An 18,415-nucleotide genomic window follows, 5' to 3' on the forward strand; every position below is an offset into this window, starting at 1 on the left:
ATGACCACCGCGAACGCCGCTGCCGGGACGACCGCCGTCGAGCAGGCGCTGAGCGCCTTCCTCGTCGGACACACCGGCGCCGAACCCGAGGTCGAGCAGGACCTCTTCGCCACCGGCGCGATCTCCTCGATGTTCGCCATGGAACTGGTGGTGTTCCTGGAGGACGAGTACGACATCGAGATCGTCGGCGCCGAGCTGAACCGGGACAACTTCCGCAGCATCCGCGCCATGGCGGCCATGGTGCTGCGCCTGCGCGAGACCGGGGACGCATGAGCGGCGGGGCCACGGGTACGGCCGCCACGGGTACGGGCGGGACGGGCTTCGACACCGCCGCGATCGACGCCCTGGTCGGCGACGGGCCGGCCGCCTGGGACGCGGCCGGCCGGATCCCCGTCGAGCTGCTGCGCGAGCTCGGCGCGATGGGCGTGCTGTGCGCCGAGGTGCCGGCCCGCTTCGGCGGGCCCGGCCGCACCGGCCAGGAGAACGGCGAACTCACCGCCCACGTCGGCGCCCTGTGCAGCTCGCTGCGCAGCGTGATGACGGTCCAGGGGATCGCCGCGGCGGTCGTCCGCCGCTTCGGCGACCGCGAGCAGCGCCGGCGCTACCTCGGGCAGCTGACGAGCGGCCGGCTCGCCTGCGTGGGCTTCAGCGAGCCGGGCGCGGGCTCCGACCTCAGCGGCATGACCACCCGCATCCGTCCGGCCGAGGACGGCAGCGGCGACCTGATCGTCTCCGGCGAGAAGATGTGGATCACCGGGGCCGCCTACGCCGACCTCGTCATGGTCGTCGGCCGCTACGGCGACGGTCCGGACGGCGCCGCCGCGATGGTGCCGACGGACGCCCCCGGCGTCCGCATCGAGCCCGTCGCGGCCCCGCTCGGCTGCCGCGCCGCCACGCACTGCCGCATCGTGCTCGACGACGTCCGGATCCCGGCCGACGCCGTGCTCGGTGGCGGGCGCCAGCCGCTCGCGCTGCTGTTCACGGTCGGCCTGTCCTACGGCCGGATGTCGGTGGCCTGGGGCTGCGTCGGCATCCTGCGCGCCTGCCTCACGGCCGCCGTCGGGGACGCCCGCACCCGCGAGCAGGGCGGCGGCCCGATCGGCGAGCACCAGCTGGTGGCCCGGCACATCGCCGAGCTCTACACCTCGGAGCGGATCGCCACCCAGGTCTGCCGGCACGCCGCCGAGCAGTGGGACCGCACCGCCCCGGACGCGGCGGTGACGGCGGTGCTGGCCAAGCAGGTCGCCGCCACCCACGCGACCCGCGGCGCCGCGACGGCCGTCCAGGTGCTCGCCTCGCGGGGCTTCACCGACGGCCACGTGGTGGCCCGGGCCTACCGGGACGCCAAGGCGATGGAACTGATCGAAGGCAGCACCGAGATCTCGCAGTTGATCCTCGCCCGGCACGCCCTCGACCGGCTCTGAGCCGCCCGCCGCCCCGCACGGGCACGACGCACCATCAGCACGACACGCACCACACGCACCACGAACACGGCAACGAACGGAAATCGAAGGAGCGCCCCGTGTCCGACGCACCCACCCTCGTCAAGTGCCTGGTCTGGGACCTGGACAACACCCTGTGGCGGGGCACCCTCCTGGAGGACCACGAGGTGGTGCTGCCCGAGGAGATCCGCCGCACCATCGTCGAACTCGACGCCCGGGGCATCCTCCAGGCCGTGGCCAGCAAGAACGACCACGACCACGCCTGGCAGCAGCTGGAGGCCCTCGGCGTCGCCGAGTACTTCGTCCTGCCGCAGATCGGCTGGCATCCCAAGTCCCGGTCGGTCAAGGAGATCGCGGACGGGCTGAACTTCGCCCTGAAGACGGTCGCCTTCATCGACGACCAGCCGGCCGAGCGCGCCGAGGTCGCCCACCACCACCCCGAGGTCCGCTGCTTCGACGCGGCGCTGGCCGCGGAGCTGACCGGCCTCCCCGAGTTCAGCCCGGCCGTCGTCACCGTCGACGCCGCCCGCCGCCGCAGCATGTACCAGGCGGGCTTCCGCCGGACCGCCGAGCGCGAGGAGTTCACCGGCCCCGACGAGGCCTTCCTCCGCTCGCTGGACCTGGTCATGGAGATCAAGCGGGCCGACGACGCCGACCTCTCCCGGGTCGAGGAACTCACCCTCCGCACCAGCCAGATGAACGCCACCGGCGTCTACTACTCCGACGCCGACCTGCGGGCCCTGATCGCCGATCCGGAGCACGAGGTCCTCACCGTCTCCCTCACCGACCGCTTCGGCCCGCACGGCGCCGTCGGCGTGCTGCTCGTCGGCTACCACGAGCGGGTCTGGCACCTGAAGCTGCTGGCCACCTCCTGCCGGGTGGTGTCCTTCGGCGCGGGCGCCGTCCTGCTGGACTGGCTGATCGGCGAGGCGGCGGCGGCCGGGGTCCACCTGGCCGCCGACTTCCGCCGCACCGACCGCAACCGGATGATGGAGATCGCCTACCGGTTCGCCGGGTTCACCGACGCGGCGTGCGACTGCCTCGCCGAACTGCGCTCTGCCGATGTCGACGCCGATGCCGACGCCGGGGCTGGGGCGGCCGGCTCCGGGCGTGCGGGCATCGAGTTCCGGCACCTGGTGGCGGACCGCCGCCCGGCCCCCACCACCGTGCGCGTCGACGCCCCCGCCCTCGGCCCCGTGGCCTCCACGGGGTCCGCGGGTTCCACGGGCGGAGCCGGCGCATGACCGCCGAGCCCCTGGCCGTCATCGGCATGGCCTGCCGCTACCCCGGCGGCATCGACTCGCCCGAGGACCTGTGGCAGGCCCTCGTCGACCGCCGCACCGTCGCGGGCCCCTTCCCCACCGACCGCGGCTGGGACCTCGACGCGCTGCGCCGCGACGGGCGCTGCGCCACCGACCGCGGCGGGTTCCTCGACGGCGCGACCCGCTTCGACGCCGCCTTCTTCGACCTCTCCCCGCGCGAGGCCGACGCCATGGACCCGCAGCAGCGGCTCGCCCTGGAGGTGGGCTGGGAGGCCCTGGAGCACGCCCGCATCGACCCGACCACCCTGCGGGGCTCCCGCACCGGGGTGTTCCTCGGTGCCGAGGCCCGGCCGTACGGGCCCGCGCTGCACGAGGCGCCCGCCGACCTCGCCGGCGTGCTGTTCACCGGCACCGCCCCGAGCGTCATCAGCGGGCGGCTGGCCCACACCCTCGGCCTCAACGGCCCCGTCCTCACCGTCGACACCTCGGCCTCCAGCTCGCTGGTGGCGCTGCACCTCGCCGTCGAGGGGCTGCGCGGCGGTGAGTGCGAACTGGCGCTGGCGGGCGGGGTGACGGTGATGACGACGCCCGGCTACCACGTCGCGTTCAGCGCGCTGGGCGGTCTGGCCCCGGACGCCCGCTGCAAGCCCTTCTCCGCGGACGCGGACGGCGTGGCCTGGTCCGAGGGGGCCGGCGTGCTCGTGCTGGAACGGCTGGAGCGGGCGCGGCGCCTGGGCCACCGGGTGCTGGCGGTGATCCGCGGCTCGGCCGTCAACTCCGACGGCGCCAGCCACAGCCTGACGGCCCCGAACGGCGAGGCCCAGCGCGCGGTCATCCACGCCGCGCTCGCCGACGCGGAGCTGGCCCCCGCGGAGATCGACGCCGTCGAGGCGCACGGCACCGGCACCCGGCTGGGCGACCGCGTCGAGGCGGGGGCCCTGCTCGCCGCCTACGGCGCGGACCGGGCGCACGGACGCCCGCTGCTGGTCGGCTCGGTGAAGTCCAACCTCGGCCACACCCTCGCGGCGGCGGGCGTCGCGGGCATCATCAAGACGGTCCTCGCCCTGCGGCACCGCACGCTCCCCGAGTCGCTGCACATCACCGAGCCCACGCCGGCCGTCGACTGGGGGGACGGCGCGGTGCGGCTGCTGACGGAGCCGACCCCGTGGCCGGAGACCGCGCACCCGCCCCGCGCGGGAGTGTCGGGCTTCGGCATCGGCGGCACCAACGCCCATGTCGTCCTGGAGGCCGCCCCCGCCGAACCGGCCCCCGCCATAACCGCCGCGCCCGTGGCGCCCGTGACGGAGGGCGCCGACCCCGTCTGGCTGCTCTCCGCCCGGACGCCCGCCGCACTGGCCGCGCAGGCCGAGCGGTTGCGGGAGCACCTGGCGGCCCGGCCGGAGGCGTCGGCCGGGGAGGTCGCCCGGTCCCTCGCCACGACGCGGGCGGCGCTCGACCACCGCGCCGTCCTGCTCGGCCCGCGGCCGCTGGACGCCCTGGCGGACCTCGCGGCCGGCCGTCCCTCCGCCGCCGTCGTCACCGGCGCGGTCGGCCCCGAGGGCCCCGGGCGGACGGTGTTCGTCTTCCCCGGCCAGGGCGGCCAGTGGGTGGGGATGGGCCGTGAGCTGGCGGAGGCCTCGCCGGTGTTCGCGGCGCGGCTGGCGGAGTGCGCCGAGGCCCTCGCGCCGTACGTGGACTGGCAGTTGGACGATGTCCTGGCGGGCCTTCACGGTTTCGAGGCCGCCGACGTCGTGCAGCCGGCGCTCTGGGCGGTGATGGTCTCGCTGGCCGCCGTGTGGCAGGCGGCCGGTGTCGCTCCCGACGCGGTGGTGGGCCACTCCCAGGGCGAGATCGCGGCGGCCGCCGTCGCGGGAATCCTCTCCCTCGACGACGCCGCCCAGGTGGTGGCCCTGCGCAGCCGGGCGCTGACGGCGCTGGCCGGGCGAGGCGGGATGCTCTCCGTCGCCGACGCGGTGGACGCCGTCCGGGAGCGGATCGCGCCGTTCGGGGAGCGGCTTTCGGTCGCGGCCGTCAACGGCCCCTCGGCGACGGTGGTCTCCGGTGAGCCCGACGCCCTGCGGGAGTTGGCGGACGCGTACGGTGAGGCGGTGCGCACCCGGCTGATCCCCGTCGACTACGCCTCGCACAGCGCCCACGTGGACGAGCTGCGCGAGGAGGTGCTCGCCGTCCTGAAGGGGATCGAGCCGGGCCCGGCCCTGGTCCCGATGGTCTCCGCGCTGACCGGGGAGTGGCTGGCCGGCCCCGAGGCGGGCCCGGAGTACTGGTACGCGAGCCTGCGCGAGACCGTCGAGTTCGACCGGGCCGTCGGGGTGCTCACCGCCGCCGGCCACGGCGCCTTCGTCGAGGTGTCCCCGCACCCGCTGCTGGTCGGCGGCATCGCCGCCGAGGCGGCCGTCGGCACCCTGCGGCGCGAGGACGGCGGCCCGGACCGCCTGCTGGCCTCGCTGGCCGAGGCCCATGTCCGGGGGGTGCCCGTCGACTGGGACACGGTGCTGCCGGCGGCCGGCCGCACCGTGGACCTGCCGACGTACGCCTTCCAGCGCACCCGCCACTGGCTGGCCGCCGGGCAGCAGGCCCCGGCACGTCCCGACCCGGACGCCGGCGCTCCGGCCCCGGCCACCACGGCCCCCGCGGCCCTGGGCACCCAACGCGCCGTACTGGACCTGGTCCGCGCCCACGCCGCGGCCGTCCTCGGCCACGACGGCGCCGGGGGCGTGCACCCGACCCGCACCTTCAAGTCCCAGGGCCTCGGTTCCGTCCTGGCCGTCGAGCTGCGCAACCGCCTCGCGTCCGCCACCGGCCTCGTGCTCCCGCCGGGCCTGGTGTACGACCACCCGTCACCCGCCGTCCTGGCGTCCCACCTGCACACCGCCCTGAACCCCGATCCGCTGCCCGCCGCGCTCGACGCCCTCGAAGCACTGCTCGCCGCCGCCGAGGATCCGGCGGCCCGGGAACGGGCGTTGGCCCGGCTGGAGTCGCTGGTCGGCCGGACCGGCGGCGGGTCCGCTGCCGGGCCCGGCCGGGGGACCGGCGCGGACGCGCTGTCCGACACCACCGACGACGAACTCCTCGCCCTCATCGAGGCCGAGCTCGGCCCCGACCGTGATCACTGAACGGAGAACCATGTCCGCCCGACCCGACCCCACCGCCGACGACGACCTCTGGCTGCGCTGCTACCGGAGGACGGAGGCGCCCGCCGCCCGCCTGGTGTGCTTCCCGCACGCGGGGGGCACCGCCCCGTTCTACCGCCCGGTGCCGTACGCGCTGGCCGCCGCCGACCGCGTCGAGGTCCTGGCCGTCCAGTACCCGGGCCGTCAGGACCGCCGCCGGGAGGAGCCGATCGCCGACCTGAACGTCCTGGCCGACCGGATCCACGAGGTGCTGGCCCGGCAGCCCGAGCTGCCCCTGGTGCTGTTCGGCCACAGCATGGGCGCCGTCGTCGCCTTCGAGGTGGCCCGCCGCTGCGAGGCCGCCGGCCGGCCCGCCGCCCGCCTGGTCGTCTCCGGCCGGCGCGGCCCGGCGATCGGGCTGGGCCCGACCGAGGGGGTGCACCTGCTCGGCGACGACGCGATCACCGACGAGATCCGCCGCCTGGACGGGTCCTCGTCCGTCGTCCTCGACGACCCGGACCTGATGGCGGCCGCGATGCCGGCGCTGCGCGCCGACTACCGCGCCATCGAGACCTACCGGGCCGGCGCGGACGCCGTCGTCAGCTGCCCGATCACCTCCCTGACGGGCGACCGCGACCCCAAGACCTCGGTCGCCGAGGCGGAGGACTGGCGGGCCCACACCACCGGCGGGTTCGACCTCCAGGTCTTCCCCGGCGGGCACTTCTTTCTCACCGAGGAGATGCCGCGGGTCATCGGGCTGCTGGACGGCCACCTGGCCGAGGCCGTCGACGCCCCGCGCGCGTCCTCCGGCGGACGGTGACACGGGCGCGGGTGCCGCCCGGACGGGTCGAACCGTCCGGGCGGCACCCGCGGAGCACTCCGGCAGGGGCGCAGGTCAGGGCGTCAGGTAGCCGTGCGAGAACCCGGCGGCCACCGCCGCCGCCCGGTCGCTGACCCCGAGCTTGGCGTACATGTGCAGGAGGTGGGTCTTGACCGTCGCCTCGCTGATGAAGAGCTTCCGCGCGGCCTCGCGGTTCGTCGTCCCCTGGGCGACCAGTTCGAGGATCTCCAACTCGCGCGCCGACAGCGGCGCGGGCGCCGGCCGTCGGACCTGGCCCATGAGCCGGGTCGCGATCGAGGGGGAGAGCACCGCCTGCCCCTGCGCGGCCGCCTCCACCGCGCGGAACAGCTCCTCCCGCGGCGCGTCCTTCAGCAGGTAGCCGGTGGCGCCGGCCTCGATGGCGGGCACCACGTCGCTGTCCGTGTCGTACGTGGTGAGCACCAGCACCCGCGAGGGCACACCGCGCTTGGTCAGCTCCTTGATGGCGGTGACCCCGTCGGTCCTCGGCATCCGCAGGTCCATCAGGACCACGTCGGGCCGCAGCTCCTCCGCGGCGGCGATGGCCTCCGCGCCGTCACCGGCCTCGCCGAGCACCTCGAAGCGGGGGTCGGCCCGGAACATGCCCCGCAGCCCGTCCCGCACCACCGGATGATCGTCGACGATCAGCAGGGTGATCATTCCGCACCTCCCGCGGGGATGGCGGGGACGGCCGCCGAGATCGCCGTCCCGCCCCCCGGTTCCGACTCGATGGCCAGCCGCCCGGCGAGCCGCTGCACCCGCTGGCGCATGCCGAGGAGCCCGAACCCGCCGCTGGCGGACCCGTTGACCCGCTTGGCGCTCGGATCGAAGCCCACGCCGTCGTCCCGCACGTCGAGGGTGACCAGGTCCTCCATGTACGACAGGGTCAGGCCGACCCGGCCGGCCCGCGCGTGCTTGGCCACGTTGGCCAGCGCCTCCTGCGCGGTGCGCAGCAGCGTCACCTCGACCTCGGTGTGCATCGGCCGGGCGTCGCCGGTGGTGGTCAGCACCGCGTCGATGTGGTTGATCTCCGACCAGCGCCGGGCCACGTCGCCGATCGCGTCCGGGAGCCGGGCCTCGGCGAGCACCGCCGGCTCCACCGCGTGGACCGTCCGGCGGGCCTCGACGAGGCTCTCGCGGGCCAGGTTCGTCGCGTTCGCCAGGTGCTGGCGCAGCGTCGGGGGCTCGTCCAGGGTCTGCTCGGCGGCCTGGAGCTGGGTCAGTATGCCGGCCAGCCCCTGGGCCAGGGTGTCGTGGATCTCCCGCGCCATCCGCTGGCGTTCGTCCAGGACGCCCGCCTCGCGGGCCTGGACCATCAGCCGGGCGTGGAGGGCGGCGTTCTCCGCCAGCGCGGCCTCCAGCTTGGCGTTGGCCTCGTGCAGTTCGACGAGGGCCTGCTTCTGCTTGTCGTTGCGATGGTCGGCCATCTCGACGAAGTAGAACAGCGCCCCGGCCAGCACCGCGGAGATCAGGCCGACGGCCAGCCACGCCCACCACATGTGGGCGTCGTTGATGCCGGCCACGCCCCCCATGAACGCCGCCGCCGAGATCATCGCGGTGACGGCGGCGCCGACGTACCGCCGGCGACCCCGCAGGTACTTGAAGGCCTGGGGGTAGCCGACGAAGGTGAAGAGCCCGTACCAGGGCGCGACGCCCACCAGGGCGGCGGCCAGCAGCATCAGCCCGGTGTAGTACACGCCCATCAGCCGGCGGTTCTGCCGCCGTTCCGGGCGCAGCGTGCGGAAGCAGAGCATCCAGAGCGCGGCGGCGGCGGAGAGCCCGAGCACCAGCGTGAAGTGCATCGGCACCCGCCAGACCAGCTGCAGCAGCGTGATCACGGTGCTGATCGCCAGGAGGACGTACGGGAGTGCCTTGAAGGCCGCGGTCTCCGTACGCTCCCAGTGATCGAACTCGGCGCGCAGCTCGGCCTCGATGCTCAACCCTCTACTCCCAGCGGAAGTATCGCGCGGCCAGTCCGCCGGCCACGATCGTCCACCCCAGCATGGCGGCGAGGTGGATCAGCTGCGGCCAGTGCCCGGCGGTGGTGTCCTGCAATGATTGCACGCCGGCGCCGAGCGGAGTCAAGTCGCTGATGGTCAGCAGGACATCGTTCATCTTGGCGCGCGGCAGCCACAGGCCGGCGAAGAACACCAGCGGGAAGAAGACCAGCGAACCCATCGCGCTGGCGCTCCGGCCGGTCGGCGCGAGCGCGGCGACGAGCAGGCCGACCGCGAACATCGCCAGTGCCACCAGCAGGTAGCTGAGCAGGTAGGCGGGCAGCTTGCGGGGCAGGTCGACGTCGAACGCCAGCTTGCCGATGGTCAGCATGACCAGCATCGTCACCACGGACAGCACGGTGGCCATCAGCAGCTGCGCGCCGAGCATCACACCCGGCTTGACCGGGGTGGTCCGCATGCGCCGCAGCACACCCTTCTCCCGGTACGAGGCGAACAGTTGGGACAGGCCGCTGAGCGCGAACAGGGCGATGCCCATCGACACGACGATCGGCAGGTACAGGGTGATCGGCCGCACGTTGCCGAGCTCGGGGCTGTTCGCCCGCATCGAGGGGATCAGGCCGAGCACGACGAGCAGGATCGGGGCGAACGCGAGCGCGAAGAACACGACGATCGGCTCGCGGAGGAACAGCTTGGTCTCGGTGGCGGTGAGCCGGAGCAGGGGGGACACGGTGGGACTCCTCAGGATTCGACGGGGCGGCCGGTGAGCGCGACGAACGCGTCCTCCAGCGAGTTCTGCTCGACCCGCAGGTCGAGTGCGGTGATCCGCTGGCCGGCGAGCAGGGTGGTCACCGCGAGCAGCAGGTCCCCCCTGCCGGTCACGACGATCTGCGGGCCGGCCCACTCGACGGAGGTGACCTCGTCCAGCGCGGTCAGCCGGGTCTCGTCCAGCGGCCCGGACGGCCGGAACCGGATCCGCTGGCCCTTGTCGACCCGCGACACCAGGCCGCCCGGGGTGTCGATCGCGATGACCCGCCCGGTGTCGATCACGGCGAGCCGGTCGCAGAGCCGCTCCGCCTCCTCCATGAAGTGCGTGACCAGCAGGATCGTCACGCCCCGGTCGCGGATGCGCTCGATCAGGCCCCACACGTCGCGGCGCGCCTGCGGGTCGAGGCCGGTGGTGAGCTCGTCGAGCACCGCCACCTTCGGGGTGCCGAGCAGCGCGAGCGCGATCGACAGCCGCTGCTTCTGCCCGCCGGACAGCCGCCGGAACTGGGTGCCGAGCTTGCCGGTGAGGTTCAGGATCTCGGCCAGCTCGCGCCAGTCGGCCGGCTGGCGGTAGAAGGAGCTGTACAGCTCCAGCGCCTCGCCGACCTTGAGCTTGTCGGGCAGCTCGCTCTCCTGCAGCTGCGCGCCGAGCAGCTGCCGCAGCTCGCCGGTGTCGCGCTGCGGGTCGATGCCGCAGACGCTGATGGTGCCGCCGTCCGGGGTGCGCAGCCCCTCGATGCACTCGACGGTCGTGGTCTTGCCGGCCCCGTTGGGCCCCAGGATGCCGAAGATCTCGCCCTGCTCGACGGCGAAGCTGACCCCGTTCAGCACGGAGTTGTCGCCGTAGCGCTTGACGAGGCTGTCCACCTCGATGATTGCCATGGCATCAGCCTGGCAGTCGGCCCCGGTCCGCCGGATCGACTGGACGGCCAGACCTGGGGCGGGCGGCGGTGGATGCCCGGCATCAACCGATCGGTTGATGGCTGCTCAGCGGGGCCTGCGGCGGGGCCCGCTGCTGCTCAGCGGGCCCGGGCGCCGGATCCTCCAGGGTGCCACGCGGGCCGGTCCGGCGGAACCCCCGTGAACCGTCCTCCTGTTACCGCCGGGGGGAGGTCAGCCCTCGCCGTTCCACGACCGCCACAGCGCCGCGTAGGACCCGCCGGCGGCGACCAGTTCGTCATGGGTGCCCAGCTCGACGATGCGGCCGGACTCCATGACGGCGACGCGGTCCGCGTCGTGGGCGGTCTGCAGCCGGTGGGCGATGGAGACGACCGTCCGGTCCGAGCGCACGGCGGCCATCGCCCGCTCGGCCTGCCGCGCCGTGGTCGGGTCCAGCAGGGAGGTCGCCTCGTCGAGGATCAGGGTGTGGGGGTCGGCCAGGTGGACCCGGGCGAGGGTGAGCTGCTGGGCCTGCGCCGCGTCGAGTTCGACGCCGCCGGCCCCGAGCGCGCAGTCCAGCCGGCCCGGCAGGTCGTGCACCCAGCCGGCCTCGACCAGGGCGAGCGCGGCGAGGATCTCCTCGTCACCGGCGTCCGGGGCCGCCATGGTCATGTTGTCCCGGAGGGTGCCCATGAACACGTGGTGCTGCTGGGTGATGAGGACGATGCGGTCGCCCAGGCCGCCCGCCGCCGCCAGGTCGGCGACCGGCACGCCGCCGACCCGGACGTGTCCCGCGTCCGGGGCGTCGACCCCGGACAGCAGCCTGCCGAGGGTGGACTTCCCGGCGCCGGACGGGCCGACGACCGCGAGCCGCTCGCCCGGGCGGACCACCAGGTCGATGCCCTTGAGCACGTCCGGCGAGCCCGGGTAGGCGTACCGGACGCCGCGGACCTCGATCCGGTCGTCGGACGGCCGCCGGTCGAGCACCGGCGGATCCTCCGACACCAGGCCGACGCCCTTGATACGGGCGAACGAGGCGCCGCTGCGCTGCAGTTGCTCCATCCAGTTGAGGGCGCGGTCGAGCGGGTCGACCAGCTGCCACATGTACAGGCTGCCGGCCACCACCGTGCCCAGGCCCACCGCGCCGTCGAGGTAGCCGAGGCCGCCGACCAGCAGGACGAGCGCCGTGGGCAGCGCGTGGGCGAACTCGGTGACGGGGAACAGTACGGTGCGCAGGAACAGGGTGCGCACGCCGGCCCGGTAGGCGGTGTCGATCGCCCGGTCCACGGCGAGGTCCTGGCGGGGGCCGAGCCCGAACGCCTCGACGGTGCGGGCGCCGTGGGCGGTCGCGTTGAGCGCCTCGGCGACACCGCCGTAGGCGGCGCCCTCGGCGAGGTAGGCGTCCCGGGCCCGGCGCAGGTACCAGCGGCCCACCGCCCAGACGACCGGCAGGCTCACCAGCGCGCACAGCCCGATCAGCGGGTCGAGCAGGAGCGCGGCGCCGAGGACGAACAGCACCTGGACCGCGGCGATGAAGACGTCCGGGGCCGCGTTGCGCAGGGTGGCGGCCACCGTGCCCACGTCGAGGGAGGAGCGGGTCACCAGGTCGCCGGTGCCCACCCGCTCCGCGTACCGGCCGGGCAGCGCCAGCGTCCGGTCGACGACCTCCTCCCGCAGCCGGGCCAGGGCGCGCTCCCCGAACCGGTGCGAGAAGTAGCGCGCGAAGCGGGTCAGCAGCAGCTGGGCGAGGGCGAAGCCGAGCACCGCCGCCGCCAGCACGTCGACCTGGCCGACCGTCAGCTCGCCGTTCTCGACCCGGGTGACGATGCGGCCGAGGTACCACGGCGCGGCGACCCCGGCCAGGGCGGCGAGGCAGGTGAGGAGGAGGACCCCGCACATCGCCCGGCCGTCGTCGACGAGCAGGCGCCGGACGGCCCGCCGTACGGTCGCCCGGTCGGCGACGGGGAGCCGGTGGGGGTCGTCGTGGTCGTGGCTCATCGGGATGCTCCTTCCCGGGGCTCTGCGGTGGCGTCGGCCTCGGGGCGGGCTTCGGCGTCGGGGCGGGCGTCGGGGTCCGGGCGGGCGTCGGGGTCGCCGCGGAGGACCAGTGCCGCGTAGGCGGGCTCGGTGGCGAGGAGTTCGCCGTGGGTGCCCGTGGCGCGGACCCTGCCGTCCACGAGGTGGCAGACCCGGTCGGCCCGGCCGAGGACCAGCGGGGAGGTGCCGACGACCAGGGTGGTGCGGCCGGCGCGGAAGGCGCCGAGCCGGGCGGCGACGGCGGCCTCGGTGAGCGCGTCCAGGGCCGAGGTGGGCTCGACGAGCAGCAGCACCTCGGGGTCGGCGAGCAGGGCCCGGGCCAGCCGCAGCCGCTGGAGCTGGCCGCCCGAGACGTTGCGGCCGCGGTCCTGGAGCGGTGCGTCCAGGCCGCCGGGCAGGAGGCCGACGAGGTCCTCGGCCGCCGCCGCGTGCAGCGCGCGCCCGATCTCCGCGGCCGTGCGCCCGCCGTGGACCGCCACCGCGGAGCCCAGGGTGCCGCCGAACACGTAGGACTCGTTGTCGGACACCAGGACGTGCCGGCGCAGCGCGGCCGTCTCCCACGCGGAGACCTCGACCCCGCCCCAGGTGGCGCCGGACGGGGTGTAGCCGGCCAGCCGGTCCACCACGGCGCGGGCCTCGTCGGCCCGTGCGGAGACCAGGGCCGTGACCTGCCCGGGGCGCAGCACCAGGCCCGACTCCGGGTCGTGCAGCTCCGCCGGACCGTCGGGCGGCGCCGTGCGGGTGCGCTCGCCGGAGGACTCGGGCCGCAGCGCCAGGATGTCGATGACGCGGCGGGCGGCGACGAGGCCGCGCGGGAGGTCGTCGGCGCCCTCGACGAAGAACGAGACCGGTGCCAGGAGGGCCGCCACGTACCCGTAGACGGCGACCAGTTCGCCGACCGTGATGTCTCCGGCCGCCGCCATCCGCGCGCCGAGCCAGGTCACCACGGCCAGGAAGACGACGGGCAGGCAGGCGCCCACCGCCTGCACCCAGCTGGTGAGCGAGGCCACCCGGTAGCCGAGCGGCACCAGCGCCCGGGAGCGCTGCCGGTAGCGCCCGGCGAACATCGGCTTGCCGCCGATGCCGTTCAGTACCCCGAGCCCGGCCACCAGGTCGCCGGCCAGGGCGGTCAGCGCCCCCTGCTCCTCGCGGTAGCGGCCCTCGGCGCCGTGCAGCCTCCCCATCAGCGGACCGATGACCACGGCCAGCAGCGGGACGCCGAGCAGGACCACCGCGGCCAGGACGGGGGAGATCCGGACCAGCAGGACGGCGGCGGCGAGGTACGCGAGCACCGCGCCGACGCCGGGCCCGGTGATGGTCAGCGTCTGGGCGATCCGGCCGGTGTCACCGGCCTGGAGGTGCGTCAGCTCGCCGGCCGACACCTGGCGCGGCAGCGTCGTCCCCAGCCGGTTCACGTGGCGGGTGACGGCCTGGACCGTCCGGAAGGCGGCGTCGGCCCGGATGAACGTCATCGTGCGGTGCCGCAGCATGCCGAGGACCGCGATGAGCGCCCCGACCGCGAGGACCACCGCCACCCAGCCGACCAGCGCCCCGGTGTCCCGCGCGCGCAGCCCGTCGTCGATCGTCCGCGACATCAGGTACGGCGGCAGCATCAGCGCGCACATCCACAGGCTCCCCCAGGTCGCGCCGAGCAGCACCCGCCTGCGCTGCATCGACACGAGCCACCAGAGGTACCGCAGCGGGCTCCGGTGGTCGGGCGTTCCGGGGTCGGTGTACGGGACCCGGCGGGTACCCGTGGGCAGGTCCGGTCCGTCGGTCATCGCGCTCCGTCCTTGGGCAGGTTCACCGGGCCCCGGGACGACGTCCTGGCGGCGCTGCCCTGTCGGACTCCGGCGGAGACGGCCGGCCCCGGACGCGAACTGCCGCACACCGACGGCGGGGTGGCGCCCGGAAGCGGTCACGGCGCCGCCCGCGTGCCGGCGCCGCCGGAGCATTCGGCCGCCGAGCTGCCGGGATGCCACCGTACTCGAAGAAGTCCGCACGTGAACGGGCCGAGGAGGATTGTCCGGAAATCGGACTGCCCGACCACCCTCAGCTGACCGAGGTGTGACGGTCCGTCGGACACCGGCACGCGGGCGCCCCGGTGCGGGACGGTGGTCCGCTCCCGCACCAGGACGCCCGCCGACAGGCCGTGGATCAGATGGAGCTGGTGATCACGGTGCCGGTGTGGTTGCCGGGGATCGCGGTGAGGTCGAGGTACTCGGGGTCGGCCCAGGTGCCATCGAGGTGGCGGGCGGTCAGGATGACCTTGTTGTCGTTGGTGGTGACGGCGAACTGGGCGTCGGTGTCGACGGTGGCGGCGCTGATGCCGGTGCCCGTGACCTTCCCGATGACGTCGACGAGGGAGTTCATCCGCGACCAGTCGCCGGAGGCGTAACGCAGGGTGTGGTACTGGCCGTCGCTCGCGACGGTGGCGAGGTCGAGGTCGTTGTTCTGGCGGGTGACGGCGACGGAGGTCACCGGCCCGGTGGCGCCGGCGACGTCGGAGACCGATCCCCAGAGGGACCAGGCGCCGCTGGCGTTGCGCCGGGTGTGGTAGACCTTCCCGCCCGACACGGCGGCGATGTGCAGGTCCCCGGAGGCGGTTCCGCCGGCGGAGATGGCGGTGATGCCGTTGAGCGGCCCGGTGTTGTCGGTGACCACCTTGAACCCGCTCCACTGGCCGTTGCCGTAGCGGACGGTGTGGAACAGGATGCCGTTCGCGACGACCACGATGTGCAGATCGGCGCCGACGGGGGTGGCGGCGATCTGGGTGATGTTGCCGAGGTCGGCGACGTTGGCGTTGACGTCGATGAACTTCTGGCCCCAGCTGCCGTCGAGGCTGCGGATGGCGTGGTGCAGGTGCCCGTCGCCGCCCAGGGCCAGGACGTGGGTGTTGGTGTCGATGCCGGCCGAGGTGACGGCGCGGACGCCGCCGATGTTCCCGGCCGCGGCCTGGACGTCCTGGTACGGGGTCCACGAACCGTCGTACAGGCGGGTCGCGGCGTAGAGGTTGGTGTCGCTGCGCACCAGGGCCTGGGTCTTCCAGCCGATGGCCTTGGCGCGGGTCTGCTGCACCCAGCCGGCGATGTCGTCGACCCGGGAGCTGAAGACGCCGGTGCGGGTCTCGGTGGCGGGCACGCCCAGGCAACCGCCCTGCCAGGAGCGGGAGGCGACCGCGAGCAGCTCGGCCTTGCCGTTGGTCGTACGGACCACGGGGGCGCCGGTGTCGCCCTTGCAGACCGCCGCACCGCCGGTACCGGTGGTGCCGATGCCGGTCGCGCTCACGGTGTCGAGGGTGAACGCGCCGGTGTGGAGCTTCAGCGGCGCCCACTCGTCCTTGGTGCGCCCGTACCCGGGCACGCGCAGCGACTGCCCGGTGGCGGGCGCGGCGGTGGCGATCCGCAGCGGGGCTATGCCGTCCACGGGCGTGGCCAGACGGGCCATCACCAGGTCGCGGTCGGCGCGCGGCACCAGCTCGGCGATCTCGGCGGTCTTGCCGGCGCCGGTGGTCAGATCGGTGCGGCCGATGGTCGCGGTGGTCTTCCACTTCGGCTTGCCGGCCGCCAGGGCCTGCGGCTGCGCCGGGTCGTCGGAGAAGCAGGAGGCGGCGGTGAGCACCCAGCTGCGGTCGACCAGCGTGCCGGTGCAGGCCCGCAGGTTGTCGCCGATCGCCAGGTGCGCGGTGTAGGCGTAGGTGTCGTTGGCGGCCGCGTCGCCGACCACGGCGCCGGCCGGGGGCGTGGCGAGGGTGGTCAGGGCGCCGGCGGCGAGGACGGTGGCCAGGGCGCCGGCCCGCAGGTTGCGGGTCGAGGAGTTGCGAGGCATAGGGGGATTCCCGGAGGTGAGAGGTGGGAGGTGGATGCGCGGGTGGCTGTCAGCCGGTGACGGTCAGTTCGAGGAGGCTGGTCGCGTTGCCGTTGCTGCCCTTGCCGACCGGCTGGAAGCCGTCCTTGGGGACGTCGAGGGTCTGCTGGGTGGTGCCGTCGGTGAGGCCGGCCCGGACCGCGTGGCCGCCGGAGGTCTGGATGGCGAAGACCTGGGGCAGCTCGAGGGTGAGCGACCCGGTGGTGCCGGAGACGGTGAAGCAGATCTGGTTGTCCGGGTTGCCCGGGGCCATGGTCCAGACCTGGATCTGGTTGGGCTTGGAGCATTCGCCGAGCAGGATGTGGCCGTCGCCGCGCAGCAGCTTCACCTTGGTGATGGCGGCGGCGCCGGGGTAGGCGAAGTCCTCGACCGCGGGCGGTGCGGCGGAGTTGTCGGCGGGGGTGGTGTCGGCTGCGGCGAGTGTGGTGGCGCCGGCGAGGGCCGTGGCGGTCACGGCGGCGGCGGCCAGCCACCGGCCTGCGGTGGCGCGGCCGGTCCTTCCGGCCGTGCGGAGGGGGGTGTGGGTCACCTGGGGCTCCATCGGGAAGGTGAGCGGGGAGCGGTACGGGCCGGTGCTGGTCAGCCGGTGACGCGCAGTTCGAGCAGGGCGGCCGGCTTGCCGTTGCCGGAGCCGCTGCCGATCCCGACGGGGAGGGCGGTGCCCTTGGCGATGTCGACGCTCTGCGCGCCGTCGACGCTGGTGAGCTTGGCGTTGAGCGAGTAGGCGTCGGTGCGGATGCGGAACACGTTGGGCACCTCCAGGGCGAGGTAGCCGGTGGTGCTGGTGGCGCGGAAGCAGATCTGGTTGCCGCCGGCGTTGGGCAGGTCGAAGCTGAACACGCTGATCTGGCTGTCGACGGCGCAGTCGGACAGCACGATGTGGCCGTCGCCGCGCAGCAGCTTGACGTTGGGGTACGGCGCCGGGCCGGGGTAGTTGAAGTCCTCGACCGCCACCGGCGCGGCCGAGTTGTCCGCCGGAGTGCCGTCGGCGGAGGCCAGTGCGGTGGCGCCGAGCGTGGCGGCCACGGCGACCGCAGCGCCAACGAGCAAGCGGGACAAGCGCTTTGCCATGCCTAATCCTTTTCGTTCATCTGGTGTTGCCCTGACGGGCGGATCTGCGGAATCGGGTGACCGGCCTGAATGGTGGGCGAACCAACCGGCAATGACGAGACGTCATTGCCGGTGGAAGTAGCCGAAGTTGCCGCATCGACGCCTTCGGTGCCGCAGCCGGAATCCGGGCCATCGAACCAGATGGGCTGGCGGCTCGACAAGCACTTTCTAGGCTCTGGCCAGGCAGAATGTCATGCTTTCCCAGTGGTTGGGTGCCTATCGGTGATGCGGTTGTATTTGCTTGGCTTTGCCCTTTGGCAGGTGTTTCATTGGCTGCTTTTCGAGCAACTTTCTGACTTCGTGAACGTTCTGTCGTACCGTCATCTGACGTAGGCTCCGCTGCGGCCGTGAATCCGGCCGATGCCGACAGTGGAGGTTTTCTGATGCACCATTCGATATCCCGGTCACGGGGGCGGGGGAGGGGAAGGCCGCCGCTGCTGGGCAGGCTCTCCCTGGGCCTGCTGCCGCTGGCTCTGACGGCGGGGCTGGTGGGGTCGGGCATCCAGACGGCTTCGGCCGTCGAGCCGACCGGCGGGCAGGCCCAGCCGAGCGCCCGCGAGCGTGCCGTGCAGGCATGGCTCGGCGGCGGTCCTCGTGTCCACGAGCTCGCCGAGGCCGCGCTCGCGGGCTCCGACCAGGACGTGAAGCAGTTCGTCGACAACGACCTCGCCGGCGCCCAGCGCCTGGACGACCTGCTCGCGGCCACGCAGATCTCCAGCGTGGGCGGGCCGAAGGTCCGCGAGGCGGCGGACAAGGCGATCGAGGGCACTCCCGCGGGGTTGCGCGCCTTCCTGCAGAGCGGCTGGAAGTCGGCTCTCGACGCCGACCGGCGGCTGACGATCACCCGGCTCACCGACCCCGCGATGGGCGCGGGCAGCAACCTGCAGGCTGCCGGTGACGCGGCGCTGCGCAGCAATACCAGCGACGACCTGCAGCGGTTCCTGACCGAGGGACAGTTCCCGGCAAAGGATTCCGACGACCGGCTCAAGCTGGTGCAGATCCTCAGCGCGGGCGGCACGAACACCCAGGCGGCGGCGCGTGCGGCGCTGAACGGGTCGATCGAGGACGTGCGCGACTTCCTGGCGGTCGGCCAGTACATCGCGCA

Annotated in this window: 16 protein-coding genes; 7 read left to right on the top strand and 9 right to left on the bottom strand. The window is 74.1% G+C overall.

Going from position 1 to position 18,415, the window contains the following annotated elements:
* The 5 genes from ACFCY1_RS23605 (at position 1) to ACFCY1_RS23625 (ending at position 6,655) form a co-directional block, all read left to right on the top strand.
* Positions 1-273: a methoxymalonate biosynthesis protein gene (locus ACFCY1_RS23605; protein ID WP_049658118.1), complete on the top strand. Its 273-nt coding sequence runs from the start codon at positions 1-3 to the stop codon at positions 271-273.
* A complete protein-coding gene (locus ACFCY1_RS23610) occupies positions 270-1,424 on the top strand; it encodes an acyl-CoA dehydrogenase family protein (protein WP_117490452.1) in 1,155 nt (384 codons plus the stop codon). Before ACFCY1_RS23605 ends, ACFCY1_RS23610 begins: the two co-directional genes overlap by 4 nt.
* A gap of 98 nt (positions 1,425-1,522) precedes the next feature.
* Positions 1,523-2,686 carry an HAD-IIIC family phosphatase gene (locus tag ACFCY1_RS23615; protein WP_375875961.1) on the top strand — a complete coding sequence of 388 codons (1,164 nt, stop codon included), beginning with the start codon at positions 1,523-1,525 and terminating at the stop codon, positions 2,684-2,686.
* Entirely contained in the window at positions 2,683-5,838 is a 3,156-nt protein-coding gene (locus ACFCY1_RS23620) for a type I polyketide synthase (RefSeq protein WP_375875962.1), read from the top strand. Before ACFCY1_RS23615 ends, ACFCY1_RS23620 begins: the two co-directional genes overlap by 4 nt.
* A 10-nt stretch (positions 5,839-5,848) precedes the next feature.
* Positions 5,849-6,655, top strand: a complete 807-nt coding sequence (locus ACFCY1_RS23625) for a thioesterase II family protein (RefSeq protein ID WP_049652921.1) — start codon at positions 5,849-5,851, stop codon at positions 6,653-6,655.
* A gap of 75 nt (positions 6,656-6,730) precedes the next feature.
* Here the strand turns inward: ACFCY1_RS23625 and ACFCY1_RS23630 are convergent, their stop codons facing one another.
* From ACFCY1_RS23630 to ACFCY1_RS23670, 9 genes are all read right to left on the bottom strand, one after another.
* The gene (locus ACFCY1_RS23630) at positions 6,731-7,354 is read right to left on the bottom strand and encodes a response regulator transcription factor (RefSeq protein WP_049652923.1); all 624 of its coding nucleotides are present in this window, start codon (positions 7,352-7,354) and stop codon (positions 6,731-6,733) included.
* Entirely contained in the window at positions 7,351-8,634 is a 1,284-nt protein-coding gene (locus tag ACFCY1_RS23635; RefSeq protein WP_117490458.1) for a sensor histidine kinase, read from the bottom strand. Before ACFCY1_RS23635 ends, ACFCY1_RS23630 begins: the two co-directional genes overlap by 4 nt.
* 4 nt (positions 8,635-8,638) lie before the next feature.
* The gene (locus tag ACFCY1_RS23640) at positions 8,639-9,379 is read right to left on the bottom strand and encodes an ABC transporter permease (protein WP_049652927.1); all 741 of its coding nucleotides are present in this window, start codon (positions 9,377-9,379) and stop codon (positions 8,639-8,641) included.
* Between the two features lie 11 nt (positions 9,380-9,390).
* Positions 9,391-10,299, bottom strand: coding sequence for an ABC transporter ATP-binding protein (locus ACFCY1_RS23645; RefSeq protein ID WP_049652929.1), 909 nt, complete (start codon positions 10,297-10,299; stop codon positions 9,391-9,393).
* A 231-nt stretch (positions 10,300-10,530) separates the two neighbouring features.
* Entirely contained in the window at positions 10,531-12,294 is a 1,764-nt protein-coding gene (locus tag ACFCY1_RS23650) for an ABC transporter ATP-binding protein (RefSeq protein WP_375875963.1), read from the bottom strand.
* On the bottom strand, positions 12,291-14,114 hold the full coding sequence (locus ACFCY1_RS23655) for an ABC transporter transmembrane domain-containing protein (protein ID WP_375875964.1): 1,824 nt from the start codon (positions 14,112-14,114) through the stop codon (positions 12,291-12,293). The genes ACFCY1_RS23650 and ACFCY1_RS23655 overlap by 4 nt, the downstream gene beginning before the upstream one ends.
* Before the next feature lie 376 nt (positions 14,115-14,490).
* Positions 14,491-16,161 carry a trypsin-like serine protease gene (locus tag ACFCY1_RS23660; RefSeq protein WP_375875965.1) on the bottom strand — a complete coding sequence of 557 codons (1,671 nt, stop codon included), beginning with the start codon at positions 16,159-16,161 and terminating at the stop codon, positions 14,491-14,493.
* Positions 16,162-16,210: 49 nt separating this feature from the next.
* A complete protein-coding gene (locus ACFCY1_RS23665; protein ID WP_375875966.1) occupies positions 16,211-16,729 on the bottom strand; it encodes a hypothetical protein in 519 nt (172 codons plus the stop codon).
* Positions 16,730-16,779: 50 nt separating this feature from the next.
* Complete coding sequence (locus ACFCY1_RS23670; protein WP_375875967.1) at positions 16,780-17,271, bottom strand: hypothetical protein; 492 nt, start codon at positions 17,269-17,271, stop codon at positions 16,780-16,782.
* Positions 17,272-17,340: 69 nt separating this feature from the next.
* On the opposite strand from ACFCY1_RS23670, the gene ACFCY1_RS23675 reads away from it, so the two are divergent.
* Together ACFCY1_RS23675 and ACFCY1_RS23680 are read left to right on the top strand one after the other, a co-directional pair.
* Positions 17,341-17,643, top strand: a complete 303-nt coding sequence (locus tag ACFCY1_RS23675) for a hypothetical protein (RefSeq protein ID WP_375875968.1) — start codon at positions 17,341-17,343, stop codon at positions 17,641-17,643.
* A 14-nt stretch (positions 17,644-17,657) separates the two neighbouring features.
* Positions 17,658-18,415 (top strand): ALF repeat-containing protein (locus tag ACFCY1_RS23680; RefSeq protein ID WP_375875969.1); only part of this gene is annotated, 758 nt, incomplete at its 3' end.

Origin of the sequence: Kitasatospora sp. NPDC056273 (genome assembly GCF_042268845.1) — a bacterium.
In the GTDB taxonomy this organism is placed as follows: Bacteria; Actinomycetota; Actinomycetes; order Streptomycetales; family Streptomycetaceae; genus Kitasatospora.

What these genes read in the sequence shown, in the direction of transcription:
- ACFCY1_RS23660 (WP_375875965.1), bottom strand. Translation starts at nt 16,161, where the DNA reads ATGCCTCGCAACTCCTCGACCCGCAACCTGCGGGCCGGCGCCCTGGCC.
- ACFCY1_RS23670 (WP_375875967.1), bottom strand. Translation starts at nt 17,271, where the DNA reads ATGGCAAAGCGCTTGTCCCGCTTGCTCGTTGGCGCTGCGGTCGCCGTG.
- ACFCY1_RS23650 (WP_375875963.1), bottom strand. Translation starts at nt 12,294, where the DNA reads ATGAGCCACGACCACGACGACCCCCACCGGCTCCCCGTCGCCGACCGG.
- ACFCY1_RS23625 (WP_049652921.1), top strand. Translation starts at nt 5,849, where the DNA reads ATGTCCGCCCGACCCGACCCCACCGCCGACGACGACCTCTGGCTGCGC.
- ACFCY1_RS23620 (WP_375875962.1), top strand. Translation starts at nt 2,683, where the DNA reads ATGACCGCCGAGCCCCTGGCCGTCATCGGCATGGCCTGCCGCTACCCC.
- ACFCY1_RS23675 (WP_375875968.1), top strand. Translation starts at nt 17,341, where the DNA reads ATGGTGGGCGAACCAACCGGCAATGACGAGACGTCATTGCCGGTGGAA.
- ACFCY1_RS23655 (WP_375875964.1), bottom strand. Translation starts at nt 14,114, where the DNA reads ATGACCGACGGACCGGACCTGCCCACGGGTACCCGCCGGGTCCCGTAC.
- ACFCY1_RS23645 (WP_049652929.1), bottom strand. Translation starts at nt 10,299, where the DNA reads ATGGCAATCATCGAGGTGGACAGCCTCGTCAAGCGCTACGGCGACAAC.
- ACFCY1_RS23630 (WP_049652923.1), bottom strand. Translation starts at nt 7,354, where the DNA reads ATGATCACCCTGCTGATCGTCGACGATCATCCGGTGGTGCGGGACGGG.
- ACFCY1_RS23605 (WP_049658118.1), top strand. Translation starts at nt 1, where the DNA reads ATGACCACCGCGAACGCCGCTGCCGGGACGACCGCCGTCGAGCAGGCG.
- ACFCY1_RS23610 (WP_117490452.1), top strand. Translation starts at nt 270, where the DNA reads ATGAGCGGCGGGGCCACGGGTACGGCCGCCACGGGTACGGGCGGGACG.